Source organism: Solibacillus daqui (assembly GCF_028747805.1).
In the GTDB taxonomy this organism is placed as follows: domain Bacteria; phylum Bacillota; class Bacilli; order Bacillales_A; family Planococcaceae; genus Solibacillus; species Solibacillus daqui.
In genome coordinates, this window is record NZ_CP114887.1 from 1449891 (window position 1) to 1463922 (window position 14032).

Consider the following 14032-nt stretch of genomic DNA (forward strand, 5'->3'; position numbering starts at 1 on the left):
GCGTTTACTATATGAAAATATTATCAATCGAACCAACACCAAGTCCAAATTCGATGAAGGTTATTATTGATCAAGACTTACCATTTGGCAAAAGTTTTAACTATACAAAAGACAATATTCACGAGGCTTCTTCTGAATTACAAGGGATTTTTGCAGTTGAAGGTGTGAAGGGTATTTATCACGTATCGAACTTTTTAGCAATTGAGCGTAATGCGAAATATGCATGGGAAAATATTTTAGCCGATATTCGTCGTGCCATTGGTGGCGAAGAGGCTGAAGGTAAGGAACAGCAAATTAACGAGCATTACGGAGAAGTAAATGTACACGTACAAATGTACAAGGCCATTCCACTGCAAATTAAAGCATTTGATGGTGAAGGAGAAATACGTATTAGCGCAGGCGACCGTTTTACGATTGCGTTTAAGCAGCTACAATTTAAAGTGGCAGAAGACAACTTCATTTTAGAGCGTAAATGGGTGGACTTCGGCGTGCGCTACGGTGAAAAAGAGCAAGTGGCACAGGAAGTATTAAAAGAAGTGGACGCGCTATACCCACAAGACCGTGTGGAATCGATTGTCGAAAACGTCAATACCGAAGTTGTAACAGCTGCACTAGAACGAAAAGAAGTAACGCTTGAAGCATACATGCAAGTAGAGGATTGGCAACAGCGCTTCCAACTGCTTGACCAACTACCTGACCCCGAAGTGAAGGATATTCCGCTATTAGAAAAAGCGTTAGAAGATGAGCAAATGTCAATTCGTCGTCTTGCTACGGTATATTTAGGAATGATTGAGGACGAGGCGGTCGTTCCAGCGTTGACGAAAGCACTGAATGATAAGAGTACGGCCGTGCGTCGAACAGCAGGGGATTGTATGAGTGATCTAGGTCTAGAAAGCTTTGAACCTGCAATGATTGCAGCACTAACGGATAAAAATAAGTTAGTGCGCTGGCGAGCGGCAATGTACTTATATGAAGTAGGAACAGAAGTAGCGGTAGAGGCTTTAAAAATTGCGAGTACCGATAAAGAGTTTGAAGTGAAATTGCAGGCGAAAATGGCGTTAGCGCGTATTGAGGGCGGCGAGGAAGCAAAAGGCTCTGTTTGGAAGCAAATGACGGAAAGCCGTAAATAATCTTTTGAAAATATTGAAACCTATTGAGCAGTTTAAATTTGCTTAATAGGTTTTTTGTGTTTGATAAAACTGAATTTAAAATGAGTTTTTAACCATAAAGCATAAGTAACGAAAGTGAATTATGTAGAAATTTGTCGAATGAATACTGTAGACTTCCCCGTGAAAAATATTCACTTATTGAGATATTTGTTATATATTTACAGAATGGACGTTAATGAAGGAGATGAAGGTTTAATGGAGTTGTTACAGAATGAGCGATTGTTGGAAAATCCAGTTAGTTTAGAAACTAAGCGGATGGAAAAGCTTTTATCACTTTTAGACTCTTTTAAAATGAATCATTCACAACTATTCACTAAAGAGGATGCTTGCTTAATTACATATGACATTTGGACATTGTTAGAACTTGGCGGAGATTACGAAGAGAAAATCAATAATGGAGATGTCAATAAAAAAAATTGGCGCTTATTTTTACTTAATTTTTTTGCAGCAAATGGATTGGACAAAGATTCCGTGTATACACAATATGATTGCACCGAGAAGCGATTTTTTACTGCGTTATTTATCGTAAAAAAGCTAATTTCAGGTCATTTATCTCAACTAGAGAAATTATGGAAAGTACAAGAGCACAGTGAAACTATTCAATTAATGAATAGTAATGATAGTAAATTGGAAATCCTGCAGCAAAGATTATTTACAGAAATACAAAATAAGTGGTATATTCATTTGTTCAAATACAAGACTGAATTCCAAAATATTCTTGTACAAGTTGAAAGGCAGCAAAACGCGGTTGAACAAATATTAGGTCCAGAAATTTGGAAAACAATTGATGAAAATCATTTTGCAATGCTTATGAAATCAATTGAATCGAACCACTTTGCAGAGCTTCACTTTTGGAAAGAAAAAATTGAGAAAACAGAATTTGTAACAAATCAATCCAACCAAAATTGTTCCTACATTCTTTGTGTGCAGCAAGATGTGTCTATGCGTGAATATATTAACATACAAACTGCAATTGTCCTCCAATTAATAAAATCAATCCAGAAAAACGAACAGAATTTCATATTTGTTCCCTTTGCTCAAACCATTGAACGCGAGATGGTTGCGTTAAAAGGGATGTTTAATATGGACCGTTATTATGATTTGAATCAGCAAATTCTAATTAAAAATGAGCCTATAAATTATAAAAATGCACTGAATTACGCGTTATTGATGTTGAAGCTGGAGTTATCGCAAAATGAGAATGGTAAAATCTATTTTTTATGCAATGAAATGATCTATAAGCATTTACCACAGGATGAAGAATGGAAAAATGCTGTTGAAAGCCATAAGAAAAATAATAGTATTCAAATTTGTGTGATTTATTTAGGTGGCAAAAATAACTTTAAACCTATTTGGTTTGCCGATGAAATACATTTGGCTGAACAATTTGTTGCGTCAGTAAAAGTATAATAAATAAACACAGAAGGGGGTGTCCGAGAAGTGATTCTGGGACACCCCCTTTGCGCCGAGGATGGAGGCTAGCACGAAGCTAGTCATGAATGCGTTGTCACAGGATGTGACGGTTTTAGCATTCGTTCTTTTATTCGACCACCGCAGAAGCACCGTCTGTAGCGGATAATTAACACACGAACGAAGCGCTGCGCGAAAAGTAAATACTTTTCGCGCAGCCTTTTCTGTGTTGGGTTAAGATTCAGGCTGTACTTTTTGAACTTTTTGGTCTGGATAAAACACGGTATATATAATACTCCCGAAAATGAGGACAATACCTAATATTTGTAGCAATGACGGTCTAAAGCTCAGTAAAATGGCATCAAGTAATATGGCTACAACCGGATCAACAAAAACGAGCACCGATACAATTACTGTTGGTAAATCGCGAATACTATCAAAAAATAAATAATAGACAAAGCCCGTATGGATGAAGCCTGTGCCAAGAATATACAGCCAATTTGTTGTAGTTAAGCCTTCAAATACCGTAAAATCACATAGGGGAAATAGCATGATAATTCCGACCATCGTTTGAATAAATGTTAAAGCATATGAAGATAGTCCGTGAATGGTTTTACTTGTAAACATAGTGAGCGCATAGCAAATTGCCGATAGTAACGCCCAAACAAAGCCCGAATTCATAAATTGAGAAATACTTGAAAAGCTATCAATACCAACGATTAAAATGCTACCTAAGAAGCACACAACTGTTGCTAAAATCGACCGTACCCCCATTTTTTCTGCTAGTAAAACCGAGCCAAGCATGAGGACGAAAATCGGTGCTAAATTGTAAATCGAAATTGCGATTGAAATAGACATCACTTCAAAAGCTTTAAATAAAAATACCCAATTCAGCACGATGAAAATCCCACAAATACACGTTTTAATCACTTCACGTTTGTCCCATTGTTCTGTTTTATGACCACCTGTCATCACCCATAATCCACCTAAAAACAACGTTGCGCAAATACAACGTACAAACACAAGCTCAATTGCAGGGAGTCCTGTATGAATTGTAAAAAATCCAATTGAACCAAAGATGGCCATAGAAAGGGTCAATTTAATCATGGAGCTGGTGTTCATTATTCAACCTACTTTCTGCCTGTTTAGTTGCGAATTTGGCCGTTACCAGTAATAAAAAATTTCGTTGATGTTAATGCAGGTAAGCCCATTGGTCCACGTGCATGTAGCTTTTGTGTAGAGATGCCAATTTCTGCACCGTAGCCAAATTCAAAGCCATCTGTAAAGCGTGTTGAAGCATTGTGATAGACCGCGGCAGCGTCAACTGAATTTAAAAATACCTCTGCATTTTGTACATCTTCTGTAATAATTGCTTCAGAATGATTTGTTCCAAATTTATTAATATGATGTACTGCTTCATAGACGTTTTCGACAACCTTAATGCTTAAAGTACATGCTAAAAATTCTTCCGCATAATGTTCATCTGTTGCTGGCAAGGCTGCATTCAATGCGCGGCATACTTGTTCGTCACCGTAAATTTTAATACCTAACTCCCCATGTAAATAATGTAGGAACGCTTTACCATGTAAATGGAAGAAGTCCTCGTGCATTAGTAAGCTTTCTGTTGTATTACATACGGAAAGACGCTGCGTTTTTGAATTTTTTATGATTGATTTAGCCATGTCAACATTAGCGAAATTGTCTAAATAGACATGGCAGTTACCTGCGCCGGTTTCAAGAACGGGTACTGTCGATTCACGTACTACTAAATCGATTAAGTTTTTTCCACCACGTGGAATAAGTACATCTAAATAGTCGGTCATTGTGAACAATGTTTTTGCTGTTTCACGGCTGGTGTCTTCGATTAATTGCACCGCATCAACTGGATAGTCTGCTTTTTCTAATGCGCGGTGAATCGAGGCAACAAGTGCCATATTCGAATTTTTTGCCGAAGAACTTCCACGCAAAATAACGGCATTACCTGTTTTTAACGAAAGGGTAGCAGCATCGACTGTTACATTTGGACGTGCCTCGTAAATCATGCCGACAACACCAAGTGGAACGCGCTTTTTCGTAATATGTAGGCCGTTTTCCTTTGTAATGTCTTCAAGTACTTCTCCAACTGGGTCTGGTAAATCAATCAGTTGTAAAATGGCGTCACTCATCGCTTGTACGCGTTCTTTATTTAATAATAGGCGGTCTAGTGTAGAGGCATCTAACTGGTTTTCTTGCCCTGCGATGATATCCAGTTCATTGGCAGCTAAAATTTCGTTTAAATCCATTAATAATTGAGAGGCGATGTGTTTTAATGCATCGTTTTTTTGTTGTGTTGAGCAAATATTTGTTTTATAGCTTGCGATTTTAGCGCGTTTTCCTTTTTCAATTACTTCGTTTGTCATTGCTGCTCCCCCTTAATTTTTCACCCAATGATTGCGGTGGATAACTTCGATTGGTGCGTTTGAAAGCTCATCAGTACGCTTGCCCATTGCCTGTTCGAGTTCTTTTGCTGAATATAAAACCTCCCCACGGCCAATACATGTATGACGGTCATATACTTCGACAACATCACCGCGATTGAATTGTCCTTCAAAGGCGTATATACCAGCAGGAAGTAGGCTTTTCCCCCCGTGTTGCAGGGCATTGACAGCACCTTCGTCGATAAATAGCTTGCCTGAAGCCTCTGTAAGTGTAACCCATTGTTTATTCGTGGGAATGGCTTTGTCACTTCGTTTGAAATACGTGCCATCACCATTGTTATCTAAAATTTCAATTAATTTAAGTGACCCGAAACCTGTTCCGATAAAGACGTCTACTCCGGCATTCATTGCAAATTTTGCGGCAGCAAGTTTTGACTGCATACCACCTGTACCAACTTTTGAACCAGAGCCTTTAGCATAGCCAAGCATTTCATCGGTAATTTCTTCAATGAGTGAAATACGTTGTGCGTCTGGGTTGGTTAGGGGATTGGCTGTGTAAAGTCCGTTGACATCCGTTAAAATAATGAGCTGGTCGGCATGGACTAAACCACTCACTAAAGCCGATAGCATATCATTATCGCCAAATGTTAATTCAGCTACAGATACTGTGTCATTTTCATTAATAATTGGAATGATTGAGCGCTCAAGTAGCTCAGATAATGTTTCGTATGCATTTTTATAACGCTTTTTATCGCTAAAGTCAGAGCGTGTCAATAAGATTTGCGCTGGGATATTGCCATAACGTGCGAATTCGTCTGAATAGGCTTGAATAAGTACGCTCTGTCCAACGGCGGCTGCTGCTTGCTTGCCCTTGATTGTTACGGGACGAGATGAGTAGCCTAATTTACGAAAGCCTGCAGCAACTGCTCCCGAAGAAACTAAGATGACTTCATGGCCAGCCCCTTTTAATTTTGCAAGCGCTGCGACGTGATCGGTGAATTTTTGTTCGTCAATTTCACCTTTTGTATTTGTTAATGAACTGCTACCAATTTTGACGACGACACGTTTTCGTTCCATAAAATTGCCTCCATTTCTATTCTTTACACATAAAAAAGCACTTTTCCTCCTAATGCATAGGACGAAAAGTGCTGTAACTTCCGTGGTACCACCTAAATTGAATGCTAAAAACATTCCACTTCATCTCATAACGCTGAGCCGGCGCCCAAATTTATTAGGAGCATGTCGAAGTAGGTTCGGTAGGTTTTGCTATGCCATTCTTTCAGCCGCTGGAATGTGCTCTCTTCTCTAGCCAATTGCTACGTACTATTCTTTGAGTAAGCTTTTTATTTTCTAATAGCATGCCCGATTGAATGGGATTTGTCAATATCATTTGAAAAATAGCAAAGTAAAGTAATTTTGCAATTTTCATGAAATATTGTCGTTTTGTCAATTTGGATGGGGAAAATTGTTCAAAATAGCGTTTTAATAGAAAATTTTACGAAAACTGCACTTTGTCAATGTAGCATGAAATTTTTATGGTGGAGTTACCTAGGAATAACAAGTTGTGCACAGCTCAAAGGAATGCAGCATAATGCAAGGAATCGATGAGCGCATTGGCGAGTTTGAGTATTTGATTTTACGTGTGATTGCGAAGTACAAACTATTTCAGGATAAAGAAAACTATATGCAGATAGGGCGGTTGGCCATTTGGAAGGCGGCCAAGGAGTTTGATGAAACAAAAGGAAATTTTGAAATGTATGCCTATATGCTGATTAAATTTGCGATTCTTCGCGAATTTAATGGCAATTTGAAGGTGACTGAACATGAAACAGCTACAGAGGATAACAAGTTGTCATATTTGTGCGATACAGCTTCAGACCAATTACCGTTTACTATGGAACGACCGGATTGGTATTATCACCTATTCCCAGATCATCAACATTTGATTGAGTTACTTTATTATGAAGGTTATTCAATACGTGATGCAGCAAAACTAGAAGGCATTTCGTACGAGGTGATGAAAAAACGTAGAAGTAAAATGCTGAAAAATGTTCGGACAATGATACAAAAAAAGGACGGGCAAGCACCCATCCTGTGAATTATTGATTAACGGTATTTAAAAATGCGCTTCGTTGTTCTTCCGTTTGTTGAATACCCGCTACTAGCATTGCACCTATACGATAATTAGCTTGGCCTTTCTCAACAACATATTGTAAATTCACGGATTGAACTTTGTCATTAACTTTGCAATCGCCTTTAAATTCAACGACGTGCTCCATCATTTTCGTTTGGAAATACTCCCATTTACTCTTTTCACAATAGTTTTTGAGGGCAACTTCAGTTGTGATGTTACTATTTTCGACAACTGGAGTCGCCTGTATGTATTGTACATATTCGTTATCTGTCACTGGCTTTTTTGGTCCAAAAAAGTAAATAAACACCCCTAAAATAGCAATTGGAATAATCCAAAAAATTGTACGTTTATATTTCCCCATATAAAAACTCCCCCTTTGTACATATGTAGTATAACATCTAGATGGTTATATTTTCTACATTAACATAATAAAGTTCTCGTTCGTGTTGAAAGTTAATAGATTTGTTGGTGGGTGTAGCGCCATACGTATGTTCGGTTTTTGTTTGCAAATTATGTGATTCAACTTATACTAAAGATAGATAAGGGGGAGGATTGCATGCCTAAAGCATTGCTCATTGCAGAGAAGCCTTCACTCATGCGAGATATTGAAAAAGTATATAAAAAAATGAATCTACCATACACGATGGATTTTGCGAGCTTTGTAGGACATGTCGTGGAGTTGAAAGAGCCTCATGAATATAAGCCGGAATGGAAGAAATGGGATTTAAATTTGCTACCGATGATGCCAGAGCGCTATGAATTCCGTGTAAAAAAAACAGCTGCGAGTGTTTACCGCAATATTGCTGACCAGTTAAAGCAAGGCCGATATGATTTCGTAATAAATGCGTGTGATGCAGGGATGGAAGGTGAAAATATCTTCTATTCATTTTACAAAAAAGCGAACTGCACTTTGCCAGTAAAGCGTTTTTGGACTTCGCAAACGACAGAGCCTGCGATTCGAGATGCACTTGAAAACTTAATTGATGAGCATGATGCCCTCATAAAAAATTTACGAAATGCAGCGATGTATCGCATGATTTTTGATTGGCTAGTTGGTTTGAATTTAACGCGTGCCGCCACAGTAAAAGGCGGACGTACAATTAAAGTGGGGCGTGTTATGACACCAACATTAGCCATTGTCGTTCAGCGTGAGTTAGAAATTCAAAATTTCATCCCGCAGCCATATTTTCAAATTGAACTTGATTTAGGGAACGTCAAGGCAACTTGGTTTGATCCGAAAACAAAGTCAAATAAAATCGCAACACTTGAACAGGCACAGGAGATTTTGCAGCGTTTGACAGCTGAGGCAGTGGTTGTAGACGTAAAGACCGAGCGAAAAACGATGTATGCGCCAAGCCTGCATTCGTTACTTGAGCTACAAAAAGAAGCCAATCGCTTATACGGTATGACATCTGCTGAAACGTTAAAGGCCGCACAAAGTTTATACGAAACGCGAAAGCTTGTGACGTACCCTCGTACCGAATCGCAGCATTTGCCTACAAATTTTGCGAAAACGATTGACCGTAATTTAACTGCGATTCAATCAATGCCTCCATATGCGGAGCTAACATCTTCTATATTAAATGACCGAGCGCGTATGCAAAAAGTCCAACATTCGAAAAAATATGTGGATGACAAGAAGTTAACGGATCACCATGCCATAACCGTTACTGAAGTCAAACTTGGTCAAAAGAAGCTAACGCCCCAAGAGGATAAAATTTATCAGCTCATCGTCAAACGTTTGCTTGCCATTTTTATGGACCCATATATAATTGATAAAACACAAGTGGTGTTCACTTGTGGTGGTGAGCATTTTAAAGCATCGGGTAATGTCATAGTTGATGAAGGTTACACAGTGTTATATAAAGCACATAAAAAGAAACAAACAGAAACACCATTACCAGCACTCCAAAGTGGAGAGCAACGAATGGTTAAGGATGCTAAAGTCCATTCTAAAGTAACTGAGCCGCCTGCACGTTATACCGATAGTACATTATTGGATGCGATGTTTCATGCGGGTCGCTTTGTAGAAGATAAGGCACTTCAAGAAATTTTAAAAGATGCAGAAGGAATTGGGACATCAGCTACGCGTGCTGAAATTTTAGAAAAGCTATTTGCGATTGGTATGCTAGTACGAGATGGGAAATCCATTGCAGCAACACAGTTTGGTATTGATGTTATTGAAAGCATGAAGCACCATGATATTGTGTCGCCTGTATTAACGGCTATTTGGAGCAAAAAACTGAAGGATATTGTGGATGGCACACTAAGTTCGCGCCAATTTTATGAGGAGATGCAGCGTTATATTGTTGCAACTACAGAAAGTTTTAAAGCCATTGACATGGAAGTGGCAGAGAAGGAAATTGTAGTCGTTGGTAAATGTCAAAAATGTGGTGGACAGGTTGTAGAAGGCTTTAAAGGCTACCAGTGTACGACAAAGGGCTGCAAGTTTTTCATTTCGAAAACGCTAATGAAAGCAAAAATTATGGTAAATGATGCGAAAAAGCTATTGGCAGGTAAAGAAACACGCGAAATCCGCTTCACATGGAAAAGTGGGAAAAAGGGAAAGGCAAAATTGAAGCTCGAAAATGACCAACTACAATTTGTCTTTTCACAGCCGAAGAAATAGTGCCTATAAAATTAGAAAGCAATCATTTCTCATATTGAGAGGTGGTTGTTTTCATTAATGAATTTATTTGTTAGTATTCCATCATTTCAATCGAAAAATCACACCAATTTGTAAAAATGCAATATAATATATTGACAAATGTAAAAAAAATTCGTATTTTGACTAAATAGATTATGAATTCCCAGAATAGTCTTGACTGCATTAGGATATGTTTGTACACTGTGTAAAGTCAAATGTTTTTTCGGTAAGTACAAATATCAATTTTGAGAGTAAGGATCTGATGAGATGATAGTATGTAAATTTGGAGGCACATCTGTAGCAAGTGCAGAACAAATTAAAAAAGTAGCAAACATTGTGAAATCTAATCCTGAAAGAAAGATTGTCGCTGTCTCCGCTCCTGGTAAGCGTTCAAGCGACGATATTAAGGTGACAGATTTATTAATCGATTTAGCACATACGGCTTTAGCTGGCGGTGATGTAGAGTCAAAAATTAACGGTGTAGTAAATCGATACCGAGATATTACTGACGGACTTGGTTTAGACAATACGATGATGAATGTAATCGCAGCGGATTTACGTGAGCGTGTTCAGGCAGATCGTTCAAATAAAGATTTATTCATCGATAGCATAAAAGCAAGTGGTGAAGACAATAACGCAAAATTAATCGCAAGCTACTTCAACTCAATTGGTGTGCCTGCAAAATATGTTAGCCCAAAAGAGGGGCTTGTTTTAAATGATTTACCTGAGCGCACTTATGCATTACCTGAAGCATATGTAAACTTAAGTAAATTAAAGGACACAAAAGAAATTATTATTTTCCCTGGCTTCTTTGGCTATACAAAAGAAGGAATTTTACGTACTTTTGACCGTGGTGGATCGGATATTACAGGCTCGATTTTAGCGTCTGCAGTTGGCGCAACTTTATATGAAAACTTTACGGATGTGGACTGTGTTTTTGCGGCGAACCCGAAAGTTGTCAATGATCCAGTAGATATTAAAGAAATTACGTACCGTGAAATGCGTGAATTATCGTATGCGGGCTTCTCGGTTTTCCATGACGAAGCATTAATGCCAGTATATAAGCAAGGTATTCCGGTAAATATTAAAAATACAAACAATCCTTCAGCACCAGGCACGCGAATTTTACCAACACGAAGTCAAACAAATCGCCCGGTTACAGGTATTTCGGCAGACGGAGGCTTTTCAATCCTTTACGTGTCAAAATATTTAATGAACCGAGAAGTTGGCTTCGGTCGCAAGCTTCTACAAATTATTGAAGAAGAAAATATTTCATATGAACACACGCCATCTGGTTTAGATGACATTTCGGTTATCATGCGTTCAAATCAGCTAACTCCAGAAAAAGAAGAGCGTATTGTGGCACGTGTAAAAACTGAATTATGTGCAGATGATGTCCATTTCAGTCATAATTTCTCAATGATTGTGATTGTAGGCGAAGGTATGCGTCATAATACAGGTCTTGCTGCGCGAGCGGCAACAGCGATTTCAAATACTGGGGCAAATATTGAAATGATTAATCAAGGTTCATCAGAGGTAAGCTTAGTATTTGGCGTCCGCTCTGAATTCGAGGACCGCATTTTAAAAGGTCTTTACGAAGAGTTTTTTGCAAAAATTCCAATTGCTTGAAAGCGTAAGGATAAGTCGAATCCGTAATGGGTTCGGCTTTTTTTCTTGTCTTTTAAACTAATGCATGTGAGAATAGACGCACGTACTATTATCGGAGGAAACGTATGAAAATCGAAATCTTCTCGGACTTTTCTTGTCCATTTTGCTATATAAGCAAGACAAAATTATTTAATGCAATCCAAGAGTTAGGTTTGCAACAGCAAGTTGAAATAGAATATAAGGCATATCAACTGAATCCAGATGCCTCAAAAACAGAAACGCGCAACTACAAAGAGGAAATGCTGCAACGCTTCCAAGGTCGTCAAATCAAAATGCAAGAAGCAATCGACGCAGTTCATGCGCATGCAAATGAGGTTGGACTTACGTACAATGTAGATGCAATCAAAATTGCTAATACTGAAAACGCGCACCGCCTTGCGAAATTAGCGGCTACATTTAACGTAGCTGATGCCTTTACAGAGCGTGTGATGAATGGTTATTTTTCAAATGGCTTTGATATGAATGACACCTCAGCGTTAATTGACATCATTGTCTCACAAGGTATCCCACGTGAACAGGCACAGCAAGTGATTGATGAGCAGCTATTTTCTGAAGAGCTTGCACAAGACCGCTATGATGCTCAGCAGTTACAAATTTCGAGTGTACCATTTATGGTTTTTGAAAATGCATATGGCATTAAGGGTGTGGAGCCACTTGAAATTTATATGAAAACATTAAAGCAAGCGCAGGGAATCGCTAAAAAGCGAATAACTGTCATTGAAAGCGATGCAGTCTGTGGTAATGATGGCTGTGAAATTTAGCAGCTGACGAACTGTCAACAAAATTAAAATTAGTTATTAAGGGGTCTTTCATGCAACAATTTACGTATAAAGCACTTGGCGATATTAAATCAACGAATCCGCAGCCTATTAGAAATGAGGCAGGTGAGCAAGTACAGTTACTAGAGCGCGTTTATGATAATGGCTTAAAAAGGTTACTAGACGGTTATTTTGACTACCGCTATTTTTTAAAGTATCGCGTGACGAACAATGACGGAGCGCCAATTTTTGAAGCAAAGAAAATTTTCCGTCGAGGTAAAGTATGGTTTGAAGGAAAAGATTTTGTTTCCAATGAAACTTATAGGATCAACTATGAAAATTGGCGAATTGGTCTCCCTGAATTGTTTGTAAGCGGCCCAAATTTAAAAATGAAAATCGATAAAGAGATGGAAGACTGGTCAAACTTCATTGTAGAAGATGAAATCATTGCACGGTGGAAGGCTAGCTATGATGAGGCAAGTGACGAATTTACAGTAATGCTTGAATTGGCAGAATCCGCACCGGTTCAAAATACGGCATTCTACATCGCGATTGCACAGGCAACATTATTTATCGGAGTATAGGAGAAATATATGAACGTTGTATTTGTATTAACTGAAACAGCAGAAGAAGTGCTACATATGGTATCTAATGATGTCGCAGGACTACTAGCGGCTGTCAAAGGGGACAGTGTGTCATTTCCATTTGGCACGTACCAATATGATAGCCACACATTAGATCACTATTTATTAGAAGATGGCTCATATCAACAAGAGCTCGTCGTGTATTTAAAGCCGGAACAAAAGAAAGGCGAGACAGTATTGCCATTACCACAAGTAGATCAACCGATTTATTAATGGATAGGAACATAAATATTATTTAATAAAGGAAATTCATATCACCTGCTCGAATGTATTGTACATACAAATCGGGTAGGTGATTTTTTGGAGCAGTTGAGTTTATTTCAAATTGTCGATGAGGTGCGAAAGCCGAAATTTTTAGTATTAGAACGGGTGATGGTGCGGTTAATTGATGAAGAAAGCGATAGCGAAACTCATCATTATCGTAAATACTACGAGCCGCATATAGTAAATAAAGTGGGCGAGGTGTTGCAAATTATTGTAACTATACAAAGTATTACATATGAAGTCGATATATATGGCACGAAATATTATTTACTAGAGGAGGAACTCGTTGGATTATAGGAGTTTGTATGTGGTTTATTTTGGGAATATTTTGAAACTTTATTGGTTCTTCGCTCGTAAATAAGGAGAATGGAGGGGGCTAGATGGTAAAAGGAAACATTTTTAAAATCGGGTTTGTCGCAATCTTGCTGGTGGTTTTCATCGGATTTGGAATTATGTTGACAAATGTAACGATTTACACAACAACCGACTTAGAATCACAGCAAATTATTGAAGAAAATGATAACTATTATTTATTATTAGATGGTAGAAAATTGAAAATAAGTGAAAACTCACTAAAGCACCTGGAGTTGGATAAATTTCCAACATACAAATTAACATATTCGTACAATAAATTAATTGAAAATAAAGGAAAAGTTTTGCGCCTTGAAGTATATGGAAAGCAAGTACCATAAATTTCGCACTGCTCGTTAGCATCAAGTGAAACTTAATTTCTTCACAATTGAAGTCACTTCCCACCAAAATGTAAATAAATTGTTAAATTATAAAGGATTAAATGTTAAGATAGATTTTTAAGTGGATAAGAAACTATTTTTAATATAGATACCCTCATTAGAACAAATACCATTTCGCGCTAGTTTGCGTCACATATGTTTTTCTAATGATAATTACATTTGGTGGTGA

General features: G+C 38.0%; 14 protein-coding genes. 10 read left to right on the top strand and 4 right to left on the bottom strand.

The window, feature by feature from the left end; all coding sequences use genetic code 11:
- The first annotated feature begins 11 nt into the window (after positions 1 to 11).
- Both O7776_RS06890 and O7776_RS06895 read left to right on the top strand, forming a co-directional pair.
- On the top strand, positions 12 to 1130 hold the full coding sequence (locus O7776_RS06890; RefSeq protein ID WP_274309853.1) for a conserved virulence factor C family protein: 1119 nt from the start codon (positions 12 to 14) through the stop codon (positions 1128 to 1130).
- A gap of 234 nt (positions 1131 to 1364) precedes the next feature.
- The gene (locus tag O7776_RS06895) at positions 1365 to 2579 is read left to right on the top strand and encodes a hypothetical protein (RefSeq protein ID WP_274309854.1); all 1215 of its coding nucleotides are present in this window, start codon (positions 1365 to 1367) and stop codon (positions 2577 to 2579) included.
- 234 nt (positions 2580 to 2813) lie between these two features.
- Here O7776_RS06895 and O7776_RS06900 read toward each other — a convergent pair whose 3' ends face one another.
- From O7776_RS06900 to proB, 3 genes are read right to left on the bottom strand one after another with little or no spacing between them, the layout of a single operon-like run.
- Positions 2814 to 3701, bottom strand: coding sequence for a DMT family transporter (locus O7776_RS06900; RefSeq protein ID WP_274309855.1), 888 nt, complete (start codon positions 3699 to 3701; stop codon positions 2814 to 2816).
- Positions 3702 to 3724: 23 nt separating this feature from the next.
- Positions 3725 to 4978: a glutamate-5-semialdehyde dehydrogenase gene (locus O7776_RS06905; protein ID WP_274309856.1), complete on the bottom strand. Its 1254-nt coding sequence runs from the start codon at positions 4976 to 4978 to the stop codon at positions 3725 to 3727.
- Positions 4979 to 4990: 12 nt separating this feature from the next.
- The gene (gene proB, locus O7776_RS06910; RefSeq protein WP_274309857.1) at positions 4991 to 6073 is read right to left on the bottom strand and encodes a glutamate 5-kinase; all 1083 of its coding nucleotides are present in this window, start codon (positions 6071 to 6073) and stop codon (positions 4991 to 4993) included.
- 514 nt (positions 6074 to 6587) lie between these two features.
- On the opposite strand from proB, the gene O7776_RS06915 reads away from it, so the two are divergent.
- The gene (locus tag O7776_RS06915; protein WP_274309858.1) at positions 6588 to 7094 is read left to right on the top strand and encodes a sigma factor; all 507 of its coding nucleotides are present in this window, start codon (positions 6588 to 6590) and stop codon (positions 7092 to 7094) included.
- A gap of 1 nt (position 7095) precedes the next feature.
- Here O7776_RS06915 and O7776_RS06920 read toward each other — a convergent pair whose 3' ends face one another.
- The gene (locus O7776_RS06920; protein WP_274309859.1) at positions 7096 to 7491 is read right to left on the bottom strand and encodes a glucosamine 6-phosphate synthetase; all 396 of its coding nucleotides are present in this window, start codon (positions 7489 to 7491) and stop codon (positions 7096 to 7098) included.
- 195 nt (positions 7492 to 7686) lie between these two features.
- On the opposite strand from O7776_RS06920, the gene O7776_RS06925 reads away from it, so the two are divergent.
- From O7776_RS06925 to O7776_RS06955, 7 genes are all read left to right on the top strand, one after another.
- Positions 7687 to 9759, top strand: coding sequence for a DNA topoisomerase (locus tag O7776_RS06925; RefSeq protein ID WP_274309860.1), 2073 nt, complete (start codon positions 7687 to 7689; stop codon positions 9757 to 9759).
- Positions 9760 to 10044: 285 nt separating this feature from the next.
- The gene (locus tag O7776_RS06930) at positions 10045 to 11406 is read left to right on the top strand and encodes an aspartate kinase (protein ID WP_274309861.1); all 1362 of its coding nucleotides are present in this window, start codon (positions 10045 to 10047) and stop codon (positions 11404 to 11406) included.
- 104 nt (positions 11407 to 11510) lie between these two features.
- A complete protein-coding gene (locus O7776_RS06935) occupies positions 11511 to 12206 on the top strand; it encodes a DsbA family oxidoreductase (protein WP_274309862.1) in 696 nt (231 codons plus the stop codon).
- Between the two features lie 50 nt (positions 12207 to 12256).
- Positions 12257 to 12787 (top strand): tubby C-terminal domain-like protein, encoded by a 531-nt coding sequence (locus tag O7776_RS06940; RefSeq protein WP_274309863.1) that lies wholly within the window; start codon positions 12257 to 12259, stop codon positions 12785 to 12787.
- Between the two features lie 9 nt (positions 12788 to 12796).
- Positions 12797 to 13060, top strand: a complete 264-nt coding sequence (locus tag O7776_RS06945; RefSeq protein WP_241368441.1) for a thymidylate synthase — start codon at positions 12797 to 12799, stop codon at positions 13058 to 13060.
- An 87-nt stretch (positions 13061 to 13147) separates the two neighbouring features.
- Positions 13148 to 13408 (top strand): hypothetical protein, encoded by a 261-nt coding sequence (locus O7776_RS06950; RefSeq protein WP_274309864.1) that lies wholly within the window; start codon positions 13148 to 13150, stop codon positions 13406 to 13408.
- An 83-nt stretch (positions 13409 to 13491) separates the two neighbouring features.
- A complete protein-coding gene (locus O7776_RS06955) occupies positions 13492 to 13803 on the top strand; it encodes a hypothetical protein (RefSeq protein WP_274309865.1) in 312 nt (103 codons plus the stop codon).
- The last annotated feature ends 229 nt before the right edge of the window (positions 13804 to 14032 follow it).

Bases quoted from the DNA above. Each gene is read 5' to 3' on its own strand.
- O7776_RS06890 (WP_274309853.1), top strand. From the start codon at position 12: ATGAAAATATTATCAATCGAACCAACACCAAGTCCAAATTCGATGAAG.
- O7776_RS06895 (WP_274309854.1), top strand. From the start codon at position 1,365: ATGGAGTTGTTACAGAATGAGCGATTGTTGGAAAATCCAGTTAGTTTA.
- O7776_RS06900 (WP_274309855.1), bottom strand. From the start codon at position 3,701: ATGAACACCAGCTCCATGATTAAATTGACCCTTTCTATGGCCATCTTT.
- O7776_RS06905 (WP_274309856.1), bottom strand. From the start codon at position 4,978: ATGACAAACGAAGTAATTGAAAAAGGAAAACGCGCTAAAATCGCAAGC.
- proB (WP_274309857.1), bottom strand. From the start codon at position 6,073: ATGGAACGAAAACGTGTCGTCGTCAAAATTGGTAGCAGTTCATTAACA.
- O7776_RS06915 (WP_274309858.1), top strand. From the start codon at position 6,588: ATGCAAGGAATCGATGAGCGCATTGGCGAGTTTGAGTATTTGATTTTA.
- O7776_RS06920 (WP_274309859.1), bottom strand. From the start codon at position 7,491: ATGGGGAAATATAAACGTACAATTTTTTGGATTATTCCAATTGCTATT.
- O7776_RS06925 (WP_274309860.1), top strand. From the start codon at position 7,687: ATGCCTAAAGCATTGCTCATTGCAGAGAAGCCTTCACTCATGCGAGAT.
- O7776_RS06930 (WP_274309861.1), top strand. From the start codon at position 10,045: ATGATAGTATGTAAATTTGGAGGCACATCTGTAGCAAGTGCAGAACAA.
- O7776_RS06935 (WP_274309862.1), top strand. From the start codon at position 11,511: ATGAAAATCGAAATCTTCTCGGACTTTTCTTGTCCATTTTGCTATATA.
- O7776_RS06940 (WP_274309863.1), top strand. From the start codon at position 12,257: ATGCAACAATTTACGTATAAAGCACTTGGCGATATTAAATCAACGAAT.
- O7776_RS06945 (WP_241368441.1), top strand. From the start codon at position 12,797: ATGAACGTTGTATTTGTATTAACTGAAACAGCAGAAGAAGTGCTACAT.
- O7776_RS06955 (WP_274309865.1), top strand. From the start codon at position 13,492: ATGGTAAAAGGAAACATTTTTAAAATCGGGTTTGTCGCAATCTTGCTG.